Source organism: Arcicella sp. GW822-FHT02H01 (genome assembly GCF_058802005.1).
This window is the reverse complement of sequence record NZ_JBXANT010000001.1, coordinates 3,186,724-3,208,838: the sequence shown is the minus strand read 5'-3', so window position 1 is coordinate 3,208,838 and position 22,115 is coordinate 3,186,724. Positions and strand designations below refer to the sequence as shown.

Here is a 22,115-nt window from a genome sequence, read left to right as displayed (position 1 = left end):
TACCCCTCTCCTCTTTTTCCATACCAATCACTTAATTTTACTATTTAAATATAAATTATAAAAAAAATATGCTATCAATATTTATTTTAAGGCTTTAGCATATAGAATTCATATAAAATCTTGCTAATTTTATATTCAAAACTTATCTTATTTAATATGAATCAAAAACTTTTACTGCTGTTATTAATCACTATTATCTTTTCATTTTGCGCTTGCGAAAAACAAGACACACTCTTTACTCAATTATCCGCAGAAGATACAGGCATTACTTTCGCCAATCGGATTATAGAAAACGATACGATGAATGTCCTTGAGTTTGAATACGTCTATAATGGTGGCGGAGTAGCCCTTGGAGACTTCAATAATGATAATCTTACTGATATTTATTTTACGGGCAATCAAGTAGCTAATAAACTATACTTAAACAAAGGCGTAGATGAGGCTAACAAGCTAAAGTTTGAGGATGTAACCGAAAAATCTAACGTTGCAGGACAGGGAAAATGGTGTTCTGGTGTAGCTGTTGTTGATATCAACAATGATAACCTGTTAGATATATACGTATGTGCCACTGTTAAAAAGGTAGCCTCAGAACGTACTAATATGCTATATGTTAACCAAGGTGTTGGTAAAGATGGCATTCCTACTTTCAAAGAAATGGCGAAGGAATATGGCATTGCCGACACCACCCATACAACTAATGCTGCATTTTTTGATTATGACAACGATGGTGACTTAGACTTATATGTATTGATTAACGAAATGGAAGACATCCGTTTTCCAAATAAATACCATGATAAAATAGTAGATGGTTCATCTAAACGCACAGGTAGATTATACCGCAACGATTGGGATGAAAAACTAAAGCATGGCGTATATTCAGATATTTCTAAAAAGGCGGGTATTTTGATAGAAGGCTATGGCTTAGGAATAAACATTACTGATATTAACAGAGATGGCTGGAAGGATATTTATATTACCAACGATTACCTGACGAACGATTTACTTTATATCAATAACCATAACGGTACATTTACCGACCAAGCCCATGATTATTTCAAGCACACTTCTTATTCAGCCATGGGTAATGATGTTGCCGATTTAAACAATGATGGTCTTGTCGATATTTTAGCCGTTGATATGATGCCTGCGGATAATTATCGCAAAAAGATGATGTTGCCTCCTAATAATTACCTGACTTATCAAAACAATGAAAAGTTTGGGTATGATTTCCAATATCCTCGAAATACGTTACAAATGAATCAAGGTTTTAATCCGAAAACAGGCAAACCTGTTTTTAGTGAGATTGGCTTGTTGGCGGGTATTGCTGAAACTGACTGGAGTTGGACGCCTATGGCAACAGATTTTGATAATGACGGACTCAGAGATATTATTATCACCAATGGTTTTCCACGTGATATTACTGATCAAGACTTCATGATTTACCGTGCTGAAATGGGTAATATGGTGCCTAGAATGATGCTCTTGGATTCTATCCCTTCTATAAAAATCACGAACTATGCATTTAAGAATAAAGGAAACTTTGCTTTTGATGACGTCAGTGCTTCATGGGGACTTACTAAGCCTAGTTTTTCTAATGGAGCAGCCTATGGAGATTTAGATAATGATGGAGACTTAGATTATGTTACCAACAACATCAACGATTCGGCTTCTGTTTATCGTAATAATTTAATTGAAACGAAGCCCACCGAAAGTAATTATCTACGTATAAAACTAAAAGGAACAGATAAAAATATTGGTGGCTTGGGAGCATTCATAGAAATCAGTTATCAAAACGGACAAAAGCAAGTGTATGAAAATACGCCTTATAGAGGATATCTTTCTACTATCGAAAACATTGCTCATTTCGGTTTAGGCAAAAGCAAGAAAATAGATGAAGTGAAAATCATTTGGCAAAGTGGCAAAACTCAACTATTGAAAAATGTAGCTGCGAACCAAGTTTTAACGGTTTATGAAAAGAATGCTACCATTCTCAATGTAAGTCAGCCCTTAAAACGTACAACACTTTTTGCAGATCTTACAGATTCCCTTAATATCGATTATGTTCATACTGAAAAAGATTTTATTGATTTCAATATTCAGAAGTTGATTCCCCATAAGCTATCCCAATTTGGCCCAGCGATTGCCGTTGGCGATGTAAACGGTGATGGACTTGAAGATATTTTTATTGGTGGGCCTTCTGAACAAAAGGGTGTCTTCTTATTACAAAATCAAGCTGGAAAATTTGTTAAGTCTGATTTGATAGGCGGTGAAACTGACCTTACAAAAATTGCGGAGGATATGGGGGTTTTGCTTTTTGATGCTGACCTCGACAACGACCTTGATTTGTACATTGTAAGTGGTAGTAACGAACAACCAAAAGATTCGCCAACTTATCAAGATAGATTTTATGAAAATGACGGCAAAGGGCATTTTGTACAAAAAACACAGGCTTTACCTAGCTTCTTAAAAAGTGGCTCTTGTGTGAAAGCTGCCGATTATGATAAAGACGGTGACCTTGATTTATTTATTGGTGGGCGTGTAGAAGTTTCTAGCTATCCAATGCCAGTTTCTAGCTATATCCTTAGAAATGATTCAAAAATTGGGCAAGTAAAATTCACCAATGTAAGTACTCAGGTAGCACCAAGTCTATCAAATATAGGTTTGGTATGTGATGCCATTTGGACAGACTATAACAATGATGGCTGGGTAGATTTGATGCTTGCTGGCGAATGGATGCCCATTACAATGCTACAAAACAACAAGGGTAAATTAGAAAAACTAGAAGGAGCTTTAGACCTTAACAAGCAAATTGGATTTTGGAATAGTATTACCGCTGGCGATTTTGATGATGATGGAGATATGGATTATATCGTTGGTAATTTTGGTAAAAACTCTGTCATGAGAGCAAGCGATACTGAACCCGTGTCTATATACGCCAAAGACTTCAATACGGATGGTAATTATGATGCTATCCCAACGGTCTTTTTTAAACCTAAAGACACAGACGCTCATAAAAAAGAATTTGCTTTTAATGGTCGCGACGATTTAAGTAAACAAATGATTACTACACGTAAGAAATTTGTAACCTATAATCAACTAGCTAAATCCGACATTAAAGGATTTTTCACCGAAGAGGAATTGAAAGACGCCCTCGTTTTAAGGGCTAATTACCTAAAAACAAGCTATATAGAAAACCTTGGCAGTGGTAATTTCAAAGTAAAAGCATTACCTATGGAGGCACAAACAGCCCCTGTATTAGGAATGTTGACGGAGGATTTTGACAACGACGGACATCTTGACGTACTCATGGTAGGAAATGACTTTGCGTCTGAAGTATCTGTAGGTAGACTGGATGCATTCAATGGCCTCCTCTTGAAAGGCGATGGAAAAGGGAATTTCAAAGCAAGCTTATTGCCAGAAACAGCCTTTGGCGTAACGGGTGATGCAAAAGGCTTAGTAAGACTTACTAATGCAAAAGGAAAAACCTTGGTAATGGCTACACAAAACCGTGGAGCATTAAAAACATTCCAATTAAGCAACAATACTCTTCAAAGTAAGCCTTTGAAAACCAATGATTGCGTTGTGTTGGAAAATCTGAAAAATGGAAAAACACGCAGAGTAGAAGTTGGCTATGGCAATTCGTTTTTATCACAATCATCACGAAGCGTATTGATAAATTCAAATTTGAAATCAATAGAAGTAATAGATTCAAAAGGTAAAAAGCGAGCGCTTTAACCTAAACAATAAAAAGGAAATAAAAAAAGCAAATCCAGCTAATTAGCTGGATTTGCTTTTTTTATTTCCTTTTCTGATTAGATTCTCTTCCTATTGGGCTTTATCCTTACAAATAGCAAAAGGATATTTGATGGTTATTTTCTTCAAAAAAAATTCTAACAAGGCAGGATTAAAATCTTGAATAAAATTTTAGCTCAAAACATTATCTCAAAATTGCTAAGCAAAAAATACCTTATGTGAATAAGCTATACTATATTTCCAGAAATAGAAATACATCTAAGTTATTAATAATCAAATGGTTAAACACTATTTAAAATAAGTATATTGCTCAATCTCCAAATTCCTTTTTGTCCTTTGCTTTGCAAACTATACCTTTACGATAAATTTACGTAGGCACTGTATAAATATAATCACTGTTAAGATTAAATGCAGTAATTTCACAAAAAAACTGATTTTTACAAACCAAATATTTATCTGAAATGAGTGTACTTGTTAACAAAAACTCAAAAATAATCGTACAAGGCTTTACTGGGTCTGAAGGTTCATTCCACGCTCAGCAAATGATCGAATATGGTACTAATGTAGTTGGTGGTGTAACGCCAGGAAAAGGTGGTTCAACCCATCTTGACCGTCCTGTATTTAATACAGTTACTGAAGCTGTAGAAAAGGCAGGTGCTGATACTTCAATCATCTTTGTACCACCTGCATTTGCTGCTGATGCTATTATGGAATCGGCTGATGCTGGTATCAAAGTAATTATTTGTATCACAGAAGGTATTCCAACCAAAGACATGATTTATGCTAAGGAATACATTCAGAACAAAGATTGTCGTTTAATTGGACCAAACTGTCCGGGAGTAATGACAGCAGGTGAATGTAAAGTAGGTATCATGCCTGGTTTTATTTTCACTAAAGGTAAAATTGGTATCGTATCAAAATCAGGAACTTTAACTTACGAAGCTGTAGACCAATTAACAAAAGCAGGTTTGGGACAAACAACTGCAATTGGTATTGGTGGTGACCCTATCATCGGAACAACTACTAAAGAAGCCGTTGAATTATTAATGAATGACCCTGAAACTGAGGGTATCGTAATGATTGGTGAAATTGGTGGTGGCATGGAAGCAGAAGCTGCTGAATGGATTAAAGCTGACGGAAACAGAAAACCTGTAGTAGGTTTTATCGCTGGTCAAACTGCACCGAAAGGTCGTAGAATGGGTCATGCTGGTGCTATTATCGGTGGTGCAGATGATACTGCTGCTGCTAAAATGGCTATCATGGAAGCTTGTGGTATCCACGTAGTACATTCTCCAGCAGATATTGGTGCTACAATGTTAAAAGCATTAGGATTGTAGTAAACGGTTTCAATGAATTATTGATAGTTTTTTTCTAATTTTGCACAAAACTATCAAGACTTGAAATCCTTCCAACAATATATTCATTCACAAAATCCTGCACGATTTATTCAATCATGCAGGATTTTGCGTTTAGTCAAATCATACTATTTCCTCAGAATAGGCTTTTTAATCCTATCGGGGTATTTATTTTTCATTCCTAACACCCTTGCCAAAGACACCGTTGGGCCAAGCAACGCTTATTATTTAGTGCATGACTACCGAGATGACTGGCAGGTATTTGATGAACGATATAAAGCCTATGTTCCCTATGTTCGTGAACTCCATAAAGACTATAATTCATTTAGCTTGTTTTGTGATATAGAAAATTATAAAACTTATAAAATTCTATATTACTCATCCAAAGAAAATTACCTATTCATTAATGCTTCCTTACAACAACAATTACCTATTAATAAATGGGTTGTTTTAGATGTTGACAGCTTGCAGAGAGTCTATAAAAAAACGAAACTATTTCTTACAATTTATGGTGGCAATACCAATATTGAAGAACTGATGGTTTATGTAGGAAATAGAATATCTAGAACTCAGGAAACATTTGAATTATCTGAGTCTTTATTAACCATTATTCCACGTGATATTTCCTCTTTCCAAAACTTTTTTGTGATTGGCTTATTTTTACTAGTAGGTGCCTACGCATTTTTGTATAATTATCAGCCAAAATCTTTCGAGCGTTTTTTTAATCCCAAAGACTTGCTGACAATTAGTGTACGAGATGATTCATTTATCGTAAACAAGCCTTTTGATTTAGGGAATCTACTGTTTGTCATAAACCTTAGTTTTACAATCGGCTTTATTTTTATGCTAGTCATTAATGAAAAGAACGATTTATTCTCTACTAGCAGTATCCTTCAAGAAGGAGAAACACTTGGCGTATTATTGAGTAACTTCTTAGTAATTTCTTCAATTATCTTTGGCGCATATATTTTTAAATATATCTCCTTAATGATTCTTTCAAACCTTTACAGGCTCGATAAAATCATCAATATCCATTTTTTTAAAATTATTCAAGCTTCAAGTATTTTTTTCTTGATTGTACTAATTATACTCACTTACAGTACGATATCAATACCTGAAATCACGGAAAATGCAGAAAAATATTTGTTCTTCCCTATTTCATTATTCTTTATCGGACGCCTAGCACTTTTATACTTTACGATAAATAAGATGACGGCACTAAAAAATCTGTATTTATTTTCGTACCTTTGCATCGTTGAATTAATACCGCTTATAGTAGGCATCCGTTTTGCACTCTAAATAATGTGATAATTCAACAAAAAAATGTTCTAAAAATAGCACATTAGCCCAAACAATAATCCAATCAAGTTTAACTGCATTGAGCATGAGCGAAATAGCATTAACCGCACATCCAGACAGATTAACCAAAGTAACCAGTATTTTAGTTACGCAAGCACGCCCAGCCGACGATAAATCACCATATTTTGAGTTGGAAAGAAGATACAATATCAAAGTTGATTTTCGCCCATTTATCGAAATTCAAGGCGTTGCTTTTAAGGACTTCCGGAAGCAAAAAATCAATATCCTTGATCATACTGCCATTATTTTTACTAGTCGTAATGCTGTAGATCATTTTTTTCGCATTTGTAAAGAAGCGCGTATAGAAGTACCAGCTGATATGAAATACTTCTGTATCACAGAACAGACTTCTAATTACTTGCAGAAATATATTGTAATACGTAAACGTAAGATTTTTACAGGAACAAAAACTGCTGCTGAATTACTTGAGTTAATCAAGAAACATAAAACTGAAAAGTTTTTATTTCCTTGTTCAGACAAGCGTCGTAGTGATATCCCAGAATTTATGGGAACAAACGATTTACAACTTACAGAGGCTGTAATGTATGAAACAGTTTCTTCAGATTTATCTGATTTAGAAAGCGTGTTTTATGATGTAATTGCATTTTTTAGCCCTTCTGGCATAAAATCTTTGTTTCATAATTTTCCAGATTTCAAGCAAAACAAAACAAGAATTGCTGCCTTTGGACCAACAACGGCAAAAGCAGTAACAGAAGCAGGCTTGATTTTGGATATTCAAGCGCCTCTTCCAAATGCCCCATCTATGACGGGTGCTTTGGAGCTTTATATCAAGAAAGCAAATAGTATTTAAGACTATTTAAAAGAATTCATAAAAGACCTGTGAGTAATATAAACTCATGGGTCTCTTTTTTTATCACCATATCACAACAAATATTAATAAATTAGCGTTAGGAGTATCTATGAGATACATTTTTTAACGTAATTTATACAAATGTTTATTAGATTTGGAATTAAAGCCTGTATTTGACTTATTTGTACTTTTTTGAAAGACTATGCGAAAGAATTTACAATTTTTTACTATAATTCTACTGCTATTGGCAAACTATTCCGTCTTTGCTCAACAAGATGCACAGTTAAGCCAATATATGTTTAATCCACTATACATTAATCCAGCCACTGCTGGTACTGATGGTGTGATGAAATTTCAATTACATTACCGTAATCAATGGACAGCCTATCAAACTACTTATGATGGTTCGGGGTCATTAGGAACACAGCTTTTTACAGCCTCAATGCCGTTAAATGGCCTTCATAGTGGGCTTGGTATTCAGTTTGTGAACGACAAAACACCCTCTGGAAGTGGTTATCAGAATATGTTGTTATCATATTCTTATCAAATCGGGCTTAGAAATGGTTCGATTATTTCAATTGGTATAAAGGGTGGTTTTCATACTAAAACATTTGATTCAAATTTCAGACCTGGTGAATCTGGAGACCCAATTGTGGATGCAGCCCTAAAAAAACTTAATGAAACCAAAGCAGACTTATCACTGGGGGTTTTATATAAAGCAGAGAATTATCAAATCGGGGTAAGTCTTAATCACGTAAATAATCCAAATTATAGTTTTGGTGTTGACAGAGCTAGTCAGTATACCATCAAACAAGCCCTGAATGTAACGGCGAGTTATGATTATTATTTAAACGATGACGTAAAAGTTACTCCTACAGCCCTTTGGCGTAGTGATTTCGTAACAACGGCTTTAGAAGGAGGTGCGATTTTTACTTATACAGAAAAATATTGGTTAGGAGGCTCCTATCGATTAAACGATGCTGGTATCATTATTGCAGGTATTTCGATGTTGAATAACTCATTAAGATTGGGATATTCGCTAGATTTAACCACTGTTGGGCAAACAGCTAAGTCGCCTACATCACACGAAGTATTAATAAGTTATGCCTTGCCAGCACCTAAATTATTTGGTGGAAAGAAGACACCTGTACGTACACCAAGGTTCAGACATCAGTAGTTTTTTTTCTGTAAAATGTGCTTACAAAAACGTAAATAAACGATTGATGTATTTACAACAAAAAAAAATATTAACTTTGTTTTTGGGTTACTATAATAACCGAGTAAATAAGGTCGTTTTTAAGAAGATTTAACACTAAAAATGAATTTTATTACAATAAATATAAAGTACGATTATTAATACAACCATTATCAAAATTTAAGAGATCATTACCTTATTTTACTCACGGGTATCAATTAAAAAAGTTAAGACACTATGAATTACAGTGGAATTTACAGGAAAATATCCTTACTACTTTTAGTAGTTACTACTGTTTTGTTTTTGGATAGCTGTAGCTCTTCTGGTACTAGCAAATCGACTAGTAGTAGGGGAAGAAGTAGCAGGTCTAGAGGAGAACAGGTTGCCAAAGGCAAAAACGGTAAACGAAGTAGAAGTAGCAAAAAAGAAGATATTAAAATGGTTAATGGGGAAATTGCAGCTACTAGCCGTAAAGGTTGGAAGCAAACTACTCCACTAGGCATGGTTTTAATTCCGGCTGGCTCTTATATGATGGGGCAAGCGGATGAAGATATTGCTGCATCGTCAGTTGGTTTTAACAAACGTGTAACAGTTGTTCAATTTTATATGGACGACACAGAAATCACCAACAACGAATATCGTCAATTTACCGATGTAATGTTGACAGACTCAATCGCTGTACTAGGCGAAGAAAAAGTTATTTCTGAATATTATCCTGATACTACTGTATGGAGTAAAGACTTTACTTATCATAATGGTGACCCAATGACTGAATATTATTTCTCAAGCCCTGCTTTTGATATGTATCCAGTAGTGGGCGTAAGCTGGATTGCTGCAAGATATTTCTGCGACTGGCGAACAAAAGCTTATAATGATTACAGAACCTCTGAGGGAATGTATATTTCTCCAAGATTCCGCTTACCATCTGAAGCTGAATGGGAATGGGCTGCTCGTGGTGGAAAAGCTTCTGCTAAATATCCTTGGGGTAACCCTTATGTAGCGAACGTTAAAGGATGTTTGCTAGCCAACTTCAAGCCTCACAGAGGTAATTATGATGCAGATGGATATGCTTATACGGCTCCTGCAAACCAGTTCAATCCGAACGATTATGGTTTATATAACATGGCAGGAAACGTTGCCGAATGGTGCTTAGATGCTTATGCAGACAATGCTGTAGCAGTTACTTGGGACTTAAACACGATGAATGACGATAAAGACGAACCAAGAAAAGTTATTCGTGGCGGTTCATGGAAAGATGTTGCTTATTATCTTGAAACAGGTACTCGTTCTTATGAATATGAAACAAAGAAACGATCTTATATCGGCTTCCGTTGTGCCATGAATCATTTAGGACGTTCATCTGGAAAAGAATTCAGATAAAAGAAAAAACGATTTTAAATCGTAAGCGAGGGAATCCAGTCGTTAATTTACGACAACATTCTCTCGCTTCGTTTTGATAATCCCTTCACACATCAAATCATTCTCAAATCATATTACACTCAAAATCATTAAAAAGACAAATGGAAAGAATTATTAACGTTATCGCCAGTTTTGGTGCAGCAGTTGTTATCGTTGGTGCTTTATTTAAAATCTTACACTGGAATAATGCCAATGAAATGCTAATGGTTGGTATGTTTACTGAAGCATTTATATTTATATTATTTGGGGTATTGTATCTTTCTGCAAAACCTGAGAAATCTTACGATTGGGAAAAAGTATATCCAGAATTATCTAAAGATTTTCAAGGTGAATTGCCTAAAAGAAGTGTGGCAACGTCAACTGCAGGCGTTGGTTTAACAGCTAAAATGGACGAAATGTTAGCTAATGCTAAAATTACGCCAGATGTTTTTGAAAATTTAGGTAAAGGCATGAAGTCATTAACAGAAACGGTTTCAAAAATTGGAACAATTACTGATGCTACTGTAGCTACAAACGAATATGCTAAAAACGTAAAAGTTGCTGCTGGTACAATGACAGAAATGAACAAGGCTTATGGCGTAACGATGAGTGCAATGGGTGAAATGGCCAATGCTTCACAAGATGCTAAAGAATATCGTGTACAGTTCCAGAAAGTTACTCAAAACATGGGTGCATTGAATGCTGTATATGAATTAGAATTACAAGATACAAACAAGCATTTAAAAGCAATGAATGCTTTCTATGGCAACTTAACAGTAGCGATGGAAAACATGGCTGATGCAAGTAAAGATACTCAGCAGTTTAAGCAAGAATTAGCCAAATTGACTTCTAACTTAACTTCACTAAACAATGTTTATGGAAGTATGTTAACAGCCATGAAAGGGAACTAATTTAAGAAACATATCCGTCTTTGATAGTTTAATACTAATCAAGACAAAATGTTGAAAAAAAACTTAAACAAAAACTCCTACAAGTAGATAAGAAAATGGCTGGAATGAAAGAAACGCCCCGTCAGAAGATGATTGGGATGATGTATTTGGTGCTCACAGCTTTACTTGCATTGCAAGTGAGCGATGCCCTTTTACAAAAATTTGTACTATTAAATAATAGCTTAGAAGCAGCGAATGGCTCTGCTGTTCAAAAAAATAACCAAACTGTTGAAGGGATTAAGGCAAAAGTAAATGATTCGCCTAATCCTGCTCAATATGCTGATATCATTAGACAAGCGCAAGAAGTACGTAAGCTTTCTGACGCGATGGTTGGTGAATTAGATAATTTGAAAGGTACTATCGTTGAACAAACGGGTGGTATAGATCCAGAAACAGGTGCTTATGTCGGTATGAAAGAAACCGAAAAAGTATATGAGATAATGATCGGGGGTAAAAAGAATGGATTAGCTTATGGCTTAAAAACTCAGCTTGATAATTTTGTCACTAAAATAGCAACTTATAGTGATAAAAATACGAAGTTTGAGCCCCTAGCTCTTTCAGGAAAAGAAGACCCTGCGGTAGCTAAGGATGCTAACAATAAAAATAAAGATTTCGCTGAATTGAACTTTGCTGAAACGCCAGTACCTGCTGCTTTAGCAACGTTAAGTCAGAAACAATCTGAAATTCGTCGTTACGAAAGTACTATTTTAGGGCAATTAGCAGAGAAAGTAGGTATCAAAGACATCAAGTTCGATAAAATATTAGCCATGGTTTCTGCAAAATCTAATACTGTAGTAGCTGGTATGGATTATGAAGCTGAAATGTTTATTGCAGCTTATTCAAGTGGAATTACGCCTAGAATGAGCTTCAATGGTGCTGGAGTACCTGTAAGAGATGGTAAAGGTCAGATTAAGTTTAAGGCACAGGGCGGTCAATACGACAGTCGTGGACTTTCAAAGAAAACTTATTCGGCTAGTATCTCATTCAATGGCCCTAACGGTCCTGAAACTAGAACCCTTAATGGTGAATACTTTGTCTTAAAACCAACTTATAATATCGAAGCAGGTAGCTTACCTCCGTTGTATTTAGGTTGTGCGAATAAATTAAGTATTGTTAGCCCAGGATTAGGTGCTTTATGGCAACCAAGCTTTAGTGCCAATGGTGCAGAGGTTATTGCTGCTGGTGGTGGTAAAGTAACTGTAGTACCAAGTGCTGCTTCTGTAGAATTAAACATCAACAATGGTGGTATCCTATTAGGAACAGAGAAATTCAGAGTAAGAAGAGTACCAAGACCTGAAGTGAAAATCTTCGGTGGTGGTGGTGAATTAGATGAAAAGCGTGGTGCTAGTGCAAGTGGTTTAAGAAGTGTTGAAGCAAGAGCAATTGCCGATGAATCATTCAAAGCAACCAATCCTGAAGATGCTCAATACCGTGTATCAGAAATTTATGTAGCTTTAGCAAGAGGCTCTAAAAAAGTTGCTGACATTACATTACCTGGTGCTGGAAGTATTAGTTCATTAGCGCAGAGTGCTCAAGCTGGAGACCGTTACTATATCGAGGTAAAAGGTGTTCAACGAAAAAACTTTAAAGGTGTAATAGAAACTATTCCATTTCAAATGGTAAAGAATATTCCATTAAACTAATCTCATATTTTGTATAGACGACATTAATTTATACAAAATTTGTGATAGCTATAAGTTTACAAGTATTTGATAATCAAGCTTAGTGTAAAACTTGTAATGATAATAACATTATGAAAAATTTAATCAAAATTACCGGAGCAATTGTTCTTAGTTTAGTTTCTTGTTCGCTGGTAACAGCACAAGAAAAAGACATTAGAGGAAAAAATCCCGACTCTGTACGTCCTATCGATGATTCTAATATCATGTGGAAGATGCGTTTATGGAGAAGAATGGATTTGAATGAAAAGCAAAACCAACCTTTTTTCTCTAAAGGAAACGAGATTACCAAATATTTAATGGAATGGGTTCAGAGTGGGGTTTTGCAACCTTATAGAAACGATTCATTAAAAACGAAGATTTCTAAAGAAGATTTTCTAAAGAACTTGGTTGTTGAAAACTCTATCGGAGACAATGCCCTTTCTGATGCTGAAAGAGCTGCAGGATTCGGTGCTGAAAGTACTGCTACCACAGGGGCTGATGATGGCTGGGGAGACCCTAAACCTGCGGCAAATGGTGCTAAAGCTCCTGCTAAGCCTGCCAGTGAAACGGGAGATTTGTATTTCGCTAAAGAGCTTTCTATCATAGAAATCAGAGAAGATGCTATTTTTGATAAACAGCGCTCTCGTTTATACTATGATATTCAAGCTATCACAATCATTATTCCTGCTAATAAAACGGCGGCTGGTTTTGATAAGACTGTAGCGTCATTCAAATACAAAGACTTAGACAAACTATTCAGAAGTAACCCAAATTGTATCTGGTATAATGCTCAAAACGAAGCTCAACATAAAAATATGGCAGATGCTTTCGATTTACGTTTATTCCATGCTAGACTTACCAAAAAAGGGAACCCTGAAGATAAAAGCTTAGACGAATTTTATGGAGGAGAAAAACAAGGGCTAATCCAATCTCAACAATTAGAATACAAATTGATGGAAATGGAACATAATCTTTGGGAATATTAATCCAAGAATAATATCATAAAAAAAGCGAGTGGAAAATTTCCATTCGCTTTTTTTATGAATTATCAATCAACCTAGACTAGATGAATTGATTGATGATATTTTCAAATAATTCTTGCTTACCGCTAGTAACTTTAGGTTCACCCACTTCAAAAGCATAACTTCTTAAATCTTCTAAAGTTAATTTACCAGCTTCGTAGTCAGCACCTTTACCGCCATCAAAAGAAGCATAACGGTCTTTACGCAATTTCTTGTAAGATGATTTCTCTAAGATGTTATCAGCAATGACTAATGCACGAGCAAAAGCATCCATACCACCGATGTGAGCCAAGAAAATATCGTCTAAATCAGTTGAATTACGACGTGTCTTAGCGTCAAAATTGATACCTCCTTGTGTGATTCCACCAGCCTCTAAGATAATCAACATAGACTCAGCTAATTCATTTAAATTAGTAGGGAATTGGTCAGTATCCCATCCGTTTTGATAATCACCACGGTTAGCATCCATACTACCCAACATATTGTTGTCAGCAGCTACTTGTAATTCATGTTGGAATGTATGACCAGCTAAAGTAGCGTGGTTTACTTCTAAATTCAACATAAAATCATTTTCTAAACCGTATTCTTTCAAGAAGCCGATTACGGTAGCAGAGTCAAAATCGTATTGGTGTTTAGTTGGCTCACATGGCTTAGGTTCGATGAAGAATTTACCAGTAAACCCGTTTTTACGAGCATAATCACGCGACATCGTTAAGAAACGTCCTAAGTGAGCTAACTCACGTTTCATATCTGTGTTTAACAATGTCATATAACCTTCACGACCACCCCAGAACACATAGTTTTCACCGCCTAAAGCAATAGTAGCATCAATAGCATTTTTTACTTGTGTACCTGCATGCGCCAATACTGAAAAATCAGGGTTAGTAGAAGCTCCATTCATATAACGTGGGTTCGAGAATACGTTGGCAGTACCCCATAATAATTTCACACCACTTGAAGCTTGTTTTTGTTTTGCATAGTCTACAATTGCTTGCATATTGCTTTCGTATTCTGATAAAGAACTTCCTTCATCTACTAAGTCAATATCATGAAAACAATAGTATGGAGCACCAATTTTAGTAATGAATTCAAAGGCTGCATCCATTTTATCTTTAGCTCTTCCTACGATTTCATTTTTTGCATCCCAAGGAAATACTTTTGTTCCAGGACCAAAAGGATCAGCACCAGTTCCACAGAAAGTATGCCAATAAGCAATTGCAAAACGCATTTGCTCTTTCATTGTTTTGCCTCCAATAATACGATTTTCATCATACCATTTGAACGCTAAAGGGTTATCAGACTCTCTTCCTTCAAATTGTATTTTACCAATTCCTGCGAAATACTCTTTGTCGCCTAACGTGATGTTTGCCATTGTCTTTGTTATTGATTGTTTAATTTGTTTAGTCGGTATAAATATGTGTTCTATACTGTTCTATAAATTTAATGCAAAAATACTATTACATCTAAGAAACACAAAAAATGTTTCTCATTATTTGAAATTATTTTTATTCGAAGTAGAAGACATTCTTAAATCTTGTTAAAATGGACAATAAAATAGTATTATAACGTTGGTATAAACTTGTCTAAGAGTATTTTATCTCAATGATATCTCCGAAAAATTCAACCAACAAAAATACAATTATACATCAATATAATGATATTTTTATCAGATTTTAACCCTATTTAATTAAATGAAGTATTCAAAACATAAATAATTCGTTATAAAGGCTTTAAAAAGTCTTGTAACAGATAAATATTCCAGATTTGGTTAATATCCTTTCCATAAGTCTTTATATAAGTTATACGGGTTATGAATGGATATTTGTTCGGCTGTTCCTGCTATTAAATTTTCTATACCATAATATGCTATAGATTTTCGTAACTTTGTATCAATATTAAATTTTAACCTGCGCAAATTCCATAATGATCTCTCGTCTTGTAATTATACCGACATACAACGAAATTGAAAACATTGAATCCATTGTCCGTAAAGTAATGAGTTTAGAACCAAGTTTTGACTTACTAATTGTTGATGATGGTTCACCAGATGGTACTGGAATGAAAGTAAAAGAACTTCAAGATGAATTCGGTAAAAATCGTTTGCATTTACAAGAAAGAACAGGGAAGTTGGGTTTAGGTACTGCCTATATTCATGGGTTTAAATACGCTCTTGTCAATAATTATGAATATATCTTTGAAATGGATGCGGACTTTTCGCACAATCCCGAAGATTTAGTAAAGCTTTATAATGCTTGTATAGAGGGTTCTGACATGGCTATTGGTTCACGCTATATAAGTGGGGTAAACGTTGTCAATTGGCCAATGGGAAGGGTTCTAATGTCTTATTTTGCGGGCTATTACGTTCGTTTTATCACAGGAATGCCGATAATGGATGTAACAGCAGGATTTAAATGCTACCATTCTAAAGTGTTAAAGACAATTAATCTTGATAAAATTAAATTTGTTGGCTATGCTTTTCAGGTAGAAATGAAATTTACAGCATGGAAGTATGGATTTAAGATTGCCGAGATACCTATCATTTTTACCGATAGAACCAAAGGCGTTTCTAAAATGTCGGCTAATATTTTCAAAGAGGCTATTCTCGGGGTTATTCAAATGAAGGTTAATAGCTTTTTCAAAAACTACAAGCATTCATAAAATCATTGAAAATGGTTTAACAATGGAATATAATCATATTAAAGCAATACATATCATTTTTGTAACGAGTTGGTTCGCTGGGCTTTTTTATTTACCCCGCTTATTTGTTTACCACACTGAAGCGAATGAGAAGCCTGACCCTGAACGACAAATTCTTCAAAAAGAGTATAAACGAATGCAAAAAGTACTCTTCAATGCTATCATGGTTCCAGCCATGTGGCTAACAATCATAACGGGTACTACAATGATTTACTGGCTATGGTGGGATAGTTTTGCTTCACAAAGTTGGCTTCATTTAAAATTAGCGTTTGTACTCGGCTTAATAAGTTATCATTTTTATTGCCGAAAATTAATCTTAGAGCTCAGAGAAGATAAATTTAGGTTTACAGGATTTCAGTTAAGATTATTCAATGAAGTAGCTACCATCTTTTTATTTGCCATTGTATTTATCGTCGTTTTAAAGAATACAGTCGATTGGATTTGGGGAATTATTGGTTTAATCATTTTTGCTATATTGATAATGTCAGCAGTCAGAATTGTTAAATCAATCAGAGAGAAAAAGAAGTAAATTTCATTTGCGTTATATAACAAGAAAGGGATGGCAATTGCCATCCCTTTCTTATTTACACTACATTATCAAGATTAATATCCAGGATTTTGTTTTAGGATATCTTTTCCTTGTCTATCAATTTGAGTTGCAGGAATTGGTAAAATTTCATACTTACCAGCAGTAAACTTAGCACCACCAAGCGCTACTTTCAAGAGATTGCCTTCATACGCAAAGTATTTGTTAAGTTCAGTCTCAGCAACACCCCAACGAACTAAGTCGAAGAAACGGTGACCTTCACCCGAAAGCTCTAATTTACGTTCGAAACGAATTGCTGTAGTAGCAGCAGCTTTGCTTCCGAATGTACCGTATGTAGTGATTACATATTTAGCAGCAGGATTTCCGTCAGCACCTTTCACAAAACCAGCTTGGTTAGAAGCACGATTACGAACTAGGTTTACATATTCAGTAGCTTTTGCTAATGATCCAACTTCTACTTCAGCTTCAGCAGCCATTAACAATATGTCAGCATAACGAATGATATTATAGTTCATTGCAGCATAACCTCTTGTCCAAGAACTACCATCTGTCAAAGTTCCTTCTTGAGATTTGTAATAAACAAATTTCTTAGTAGAGTATGGACCACCCCAGCTTTGAGAACGGATCCAGTCAGCACCAGGGAACGGGCCGTAATCTAAATATGGAATACCACGACGACCTACAGAGTGATCTAAGCGAGGATCTAAATTACCAGCATCTGGAGTAAATGGATCCTTCGATAATAGATTGTAGTCATTCTTCACAGCATTAGTAGCAGAGTTATAAGAACCATCCAATAAAGGCAAACCATTTGCATCTGTACGGAATGAGTTTACTAACTCAAAACTTGGCTGGAAGAAACCACAACATCCACCTGGAGCAGCTGCACCACCATAAGGGAAGTTCAAGTCATTCTCAGGGTTTGCATTGTTCACACTACCTGTGTTAGCAGCAGCTTGGATAGAAAATACAGATTCTTCGTTGTTATCGTTAGCAGCGTTGAATACGTCAGCATATTTAGCAACTAAAGCATATTTTTTACCGTTTGCTGTTTTACCATTGGCAATAATTTGGTCAAATAGTGCTTTAGCATCTGTATATTTCTTTTGATACATATATACTTTAGCTAAATACGCAGTAGCAGCCCATTTATTAGCTCTACCTGCCGCAATCTGAGTTTCAGGTAAACCAGCGATTGCAGCCTTGAAATCAGCTTCGATTTTTGGCCAAAGGTCAGTATCATTTTTAACTTTTTCGATACCTGTACCATAATCCATTGTCTCATCAACGTATGGGGCAAAATTAAACAAACGCTTCAATTCAAAGTAGTAGTGACCTCTCAAGAATTTAGCTTCTCCTAAAATCCTCGCTTTGTCAGCAGCAGTAACTGCAGCATCAGCATTAGCTACTAAACGAATAACAGCATTTGCTCTACTGATACCTTCGTATTTTGCTTTCCAAGTATCTTCAACATCACTTGCAGTTGCAATTGTTTCGAAACGTTGGATTGGGTTGATAGCACCGTAGTCACCAGATTCAGTTCCTTTGTTAGCTTCTCCCCCAAGTATACTTCCATATACCCAGTTAGTTGATGAAGCAAGACGAGAATATCCACGTCCATTCAACATACTGTAGCTCCCCATTAATGTACCTTCAAGACCTGCTTTTGAAGTCAAAAGGGCAGCTGTTAATTGTCCATTTGGAGCTACCTCCAAAAAGCTGTCTTTACACCCAACCACTAGAATAGCAGATAAAAGGGCTGTACCGACAAGTGTTTTACCAATTATATTTATTTTCATTTGAGTTTTTCTATTTTTTAGTTGAACATAATTCCCTAATCTTATAGCAACAAGATATTAGAAACCAAGTTTTACTGACAAGTTATAGCTTCTTGTTACTGGATAGTTACCAATATCAATACCGAAGTTAGTATCTGCTTGTCCACCAACTTGAGGATCAAGACCTGAATAACCTGATACTGTAAATACGTTGTTAGTTGATAAAGCAATTCTTACTTTCTTCATATTCAACTTATTTAAAGTAGCTTTAGGTAAATTATATCCTAAAGTCAAGTTAGTCATTCTTAAATAAGAACCATTTTCAACATACCATGAGTTTGGTTGTGTATCAGTACTGAAGTTAGATACGTTCTCGAAAATTGGAGAAGAAGCATTCAAGTTAGTTGGAGTCCATGAGTTCTTAACAGCATCAGCCTTTGCAGAACCTGGGAACGTTGAACCAAACATCGTGTACCATTTCGTCATATTGAAGATTTGGTTTCCTAAAGAAGTGTACAAATATGTTTCGATATCAAAGTTCTTGTAAGTAACTTTTAAGTTGATACCACCAGTAAATGTTGGGATTGGACTTCCTAATACTGTACGATCATCAGCAGTAATTGCACCATCACCATTTATATCAGCATAACGGAAACGACCTGCACCAGCACCATCTTGAGTTGGAGCACCAGCAGCTTCAGCAGCATCTTTAAAGTAACCTAATACTTTATATCCGTAGAAAGAAGCCATTGAGTAACCAACCATGTTACGTGTTGGAGCAATACTTAAACGGTTTGTTGGAGGAGTTACATCAAAGTAATCAGTACCTGGTGCCAACGCAGTAATTTTGTTACTTAACAATGAACCGTTAACTGTAAGGTCATATTTGAAGTCACGACTAAAGTTTCCATGGTTGACAATTTGTAAGTCAATTCCTTGGTTACGCATGTTAGCAATGTTTACTGACGGAGCAGCGGCTGAAACACCGATTACTGCAGCAATTGGTACTTGGAACAATAAGTCTTTTGTATCTTTTCTCCAGAAGTCCAATTGAATTTCATACTTGCCATTTAAGATAGAAGCATCAATACCAATGTTTGAAGTTTCAGCAGTTTCCCATCTTGCATTCGGGTTACCGATACGGCTTCTATAGAAACCTTCTGCTACTGAATTGTTTGTTCCATTGATGTCATACGCAGCAGTACCAATACTTGAAGAATATAAACTGTATTGGTTATTTGGATCAACGTTGTTTGAGTTACCCATTTGTCCCCAACCTGCTCTTACTTTCAAATCATTGAAAAATACTAAATCTTTCATGAAGTCTTCAGAAGATAGTCTCCATGCTGCAGAGAACGCAGGGAATACCCCATAACGATTGTTTGCACCAAAACGAGAAGAACCATCACGACGTACAACTGCTGTTAAGAAATAACGGCTGTTGTAAGAGTAATTTGCCTGACCAAATAATGAATAGAAATTTACACCGCTAAACAATCCACCTGAAACGTTTTTACCTGTTGAGATAGTAGTTAAACTTAGGTAGTCAAGACTTGTAGTAAATGGATCTTGTCCAAATCCTTCGATATTTCTACCAGCTCCAGTATTCAACGCTTCTATACCCGCTAAGGCATCAATACCATGAAGACCAAATTTCTTTTTGTAATTTACTTGGTTTGTCCATATCCAGTTATATACATATGAGCTTCCTTCTCTTAATGCATTCTTACCTGCACTTGGCTCAGAGTTACCATGGTCAACGAATGTATAGTCTTGATAAGTACCAAAACCAACACCTCCACCAAAGCTTGTTCTCAATGTCAATTCAGGTAATACATCGTATTCAGCATAGATGTTACCAAAGCCACTCAAACCAAATACATTATCTTTAGAGTTTAATGTCAACCCTTGAACTGGGTTACGAGGGTTACTAAAACCACCCGCAGCCGAGCCAGCATATCCACCGAATACGTCATAAACTGGGATAATTGTTGGCATACGTTGAGCATCCAATAAATAACTTTCTTCTTGTGCAATACCAGCACCACCATTACCTCCGGCTAAACCTTTTGTTTGGCGGTAAGTAAATTGTAAGTTTTCACCGATACGTAATTTCTTAGTAACATCAAATTCAGAGTTAGCACGGAAGTCATAACGTCTGAATTGGTTGAATTTCAAGATACCTGCTTGTTCTTGAACGCCCAATCCGAAATAGAAACGACTTGTTTCTGTACCGCCTGAAAACCCTAAGTTATGTCTTGTGATTGGAGCAGTACGAGTTATTTCTTTGTACCAATCTGTACCTGACTTGTTAGCAGCCATTACTAAATATAAATTACCTGCTAATGGGTTATTTTGATAATTAGCTTTTTCAGCTGCAAGGTCAATACTACCAACAACACCTTTACGGTTTGGTCCTACCATTAAATAATCTGGAATAATTGGAGTAGTTCCAGAACCATACTGAACGTGTGAAGGAGTTTGTCCAGCATTTTTCATAGCAGCAAAATCCCAAGTAGCTTGATCTTGAGGACTTAACATTTTAACTCCAGTACCTGGATCAGTCACGCCATACATACCATCATAAGTTACTTCTAAAGGACGAGCCTTCTTTGTTCCTTTTTTAGTAGTATATACAATTACACCAGAAGCAGCTCTTGCTCCATAGATAGAAGCAGCAGCAGCATCTTTCAATACAGTTGTTGTCTCAATATCATCTGGAGAAATAAAGTCTGTATTTTGTGTAGGCACCCCATCAACAACATATAATGGGTTATTACCACCAAATGAACCAAAACCACGTACACGCACAATACTTGTAGTACCCGGCTGACCACTCGTAATTACAGTTACCCCTGAAACTTTACCTTGTAATTGCTGTTCGATATTACCTGAAGGAACGGCTGATAAATCTTTCGCTTTTACTGTTGAAATAGCAGCTGTTGATTCTTTTTTGTTTGAACTAGAATAACCTGTTACAATTACTTCATCAAGGGCAGAAACATCTTCTGCTAAAATAACATCTACAGTACTCTGTACACCCACTTTAACTTCAGTGCTTTTATAGCCAATTGCTGAAATTAACAAAACATCTTTACCTGATTTGAGATTGATGGCAAAACTACCACTTGCATCGGTTGAAACCCCAGTTTGGGTACCTTTTAGAAGAACTGAGACTCCAGGAATACCCTGACCATCTCCGCCAGTAACTTTTCCTGTTACTCGTCTGTCCTGTGCCATTGTCAAGAACGTACTTAATAAAAAGACGCACGACAAAAGCATACTCTTCCATGTAGAGTAAAATTTTGTGTTCATAATAAAATTGGGTTTTTGATTGAAAAAATTAGATTTTTGGTCGAAAATCCTTGTAAATATATGCTTATTTTAATTCCATAACAAAACGATTATATATATTCTAATAATTTATTTCATTTTAATTTGATGAGCCTATATTCTTAATGTATCATTTTGATAATATTTATTGTATCATTTTGATACTTTTTATAAATAAAAAAATATTAACCAGTATTATTTTAACATTTTGTAACACATTGATTATCAGTATATTAATATTATTTATGTTTTTTTA

At 35.6% G+C, this 22,115-nt stretch carries 14 protein-coding genes; 11 read left to right on the top strand and 3 right to left on the bottom strand.

From position 1 onward, the window contains the following. Positions 1-156: 156 nt before the first annotated feature. The 9 genes from AC1RNE_RS13610 (at position 157) to porN (ending at position 13,468) form a co-directional block, all read left to right on the top strand. Positions 157-3,735, top strand: coding sequence for a CRTAC1 family protein (locus tag AC1RNE_RS13610; RefSeq protein ID WP_492801479.1), 3,579 nt, complete (start codon positions 157-159; stop codon positions 3,733-3,735). Positions 3,736-4,214: 479 nt separating this feature from the next. Then, complete coding sequence (sucD, locus tag AC1RNE_RS13605) at positions 4,215-5,090, top strand: succinate--CoA ligase subunit alpha (protein ID WP_309922454.1); 876 nt, start codon at positions 4,215-4,217, stop codon at positions 5,088-5,090. 60 nt (positions 5,091-5,150) lie between these two features. Beyond that, positions 5,151-6,407: a DUF4271 domain-containing protein gene (locus AC1RNE_RS13600; protein WP_492801477.1), complete on the top strand. Its 1,257-nt coding sequence runs from the start codon at positions 5,151-5,153 to the stop codon at positions 6,405-6,407. 85 nt (positions 6,408-6,492) lie between these two features. Beyond that, positions 6,493-7,278, top strand: coding sequence for a uroporphyrinogen-III synthase (locus tag AC1RNE_RS13595; protein WP_323247079.1), 786 nt, complete (start codon positions 6,493-6,495; stop codon positions 7,276-7,278). A gap of 202 nt (positions 7,279-7,480) precedes the next feature. After that, positions 7,481-8,455, top strand: a complete 975-nt coding sequence (locus AC1RNE_RS13590; protein ID WP_492801475.1) for a PorP/SprF family type IX secretion system membrane protein — start codon at positions 7,481-7,483, stop codon at positions 8,453-8,455. 255 nt (positions 8,456-8,710) lie between these two features. Further along, positions 8,711-9,853: a T9SS ring complex lipoprotein PorK/GldK gene (porK, locus tag AC1RNE_RS13585; RefSeq protein WP_492801473.1), complete on the top strand. Its 1,143-nt coding sequence runs from the start codon at positions 8,711-8,713 to the stop codon at positions 9,851-9,853. A gap of 140 nt (positions 9,854-9,993) precedes the next feature. Further along, the gene (porL, locus tag AC1RNE_RS13580; protein WP_492801471.1) at positions 9,994-10,782 is read left to right on the top strand and encodes a type IX secretion system motor protein PorL/GldL; all 789 of its coding nucleotides are present in this window, start codon (positions 9,994-9,996) and stop codon (positions 10,780-10,782) included. A gap of 104 nt (positions 10,783-10,886) precedes the next feature. Next, the gene (gene porM / locus AC1RNE_RS13575) at positions 10,887-12,464 is read left to right on the top strand and encodes a type IX secretion system motor protein PorM/GldM (protein ID WP_492801469.1); all 1,578 of its coding nucleotides are present in this window, start codon (positions 10,887-10,889) and stop codon (positions 12,462-12,464) included. A gap of 110 nt (positions 12,465-12,574) precedes the next feature. Beyond that, complete coding sequence (gene porN / locus AC1RNE_RS13570) at positions 12,575-13,468, top strand: type IX secretion system ring subunit PorN/GldN (protein WP_492801467.1); 894 nt, start codon at positions 12,575-12,577, stop codon at positions 13,466-13,468. 76 nt (positions 13,469-13,544) lie between these two features. Here porN and xylA read toward each other — a convergent pair whose 3' ends face one another. Beyond that, positions 13,545-14,876: a xylose isomerase gene (xylA, locus tag AC1RNE_RS13565; RefSeq protein ID WP_309922480.1), complete on the bottom strand. Its 1,332-nt coding sequence runs from the start codon at positions 14,874-14,876 to the stop codon at positions 13,545-13,547. Positions 14,877-15,427: 551 nt separating this feature from the next. Between xylA and AC1RNE_RS13560 the strand changes: the two genes are divergently transcribed. Both AC1RNE_RS13560 and AC1RNE_RS13555 read left to right on the top strand, forming a co-directional pair. Then, positions 15,428-16,162, top strand: a complete 735-nt coding sequence (locus AC1RNE_RS13560) for a polyprenol monophosphomannose synthase (protein WP_492801465.1) — start codon at positions 15,428-15,430, stop codon at positions 16,160-16,162. Positions 16,163-16,184: 22 nt separating this feature from the next. Next, positions 16,185-16,730, top strand: a complete 546-nt coding sequence (locus tag AC1RNE_RS13555; RefSeq protein WP_492801464.1) for a CopD family protein — start codon at positions 16,185-16,187, stop codon at positions 16,728-16,730. A 74-nt stretch (positions 16,731-16,804) separates the two neighbouring features. Here the strand turns inward: AC1RNE_RS13555 and AC1RNE_RS13550 are convergent, their stop codons facing one another. Both AC1RNE_RS13550 and AC1RNE_RS13545 read right to left on the bottom strand, forming a co-directional pair. Continuing rightward, positions 16,805-18,547: a RagB/SusD family nutrient uptake outer membrane protein gene (locus AC1RNE_RS13550; RefSeq protein ID WP_492801463.1), complete on the bottom strand. Its 1,743-nt coding sequence runs from the start codon at positions 18,545-18,547 to the stop codon at positions 16,805-16,807. 57 nt (positions 18,548-18,604) lie between these two features. After that, complete coding sequence (locus AC1RNE_RS13545; RefSeq protein ID WP_492801462.1) at positions 18,605-21,841, bottom strand: SusC/RagA family TonB-linked outer membrane protein; 3,237 nt, start codon at positions 21,839-21,841, stop codon at positions 18,605-18,607. Positions 21,842-22,115 lie beyond the last annotated feature (274 nt).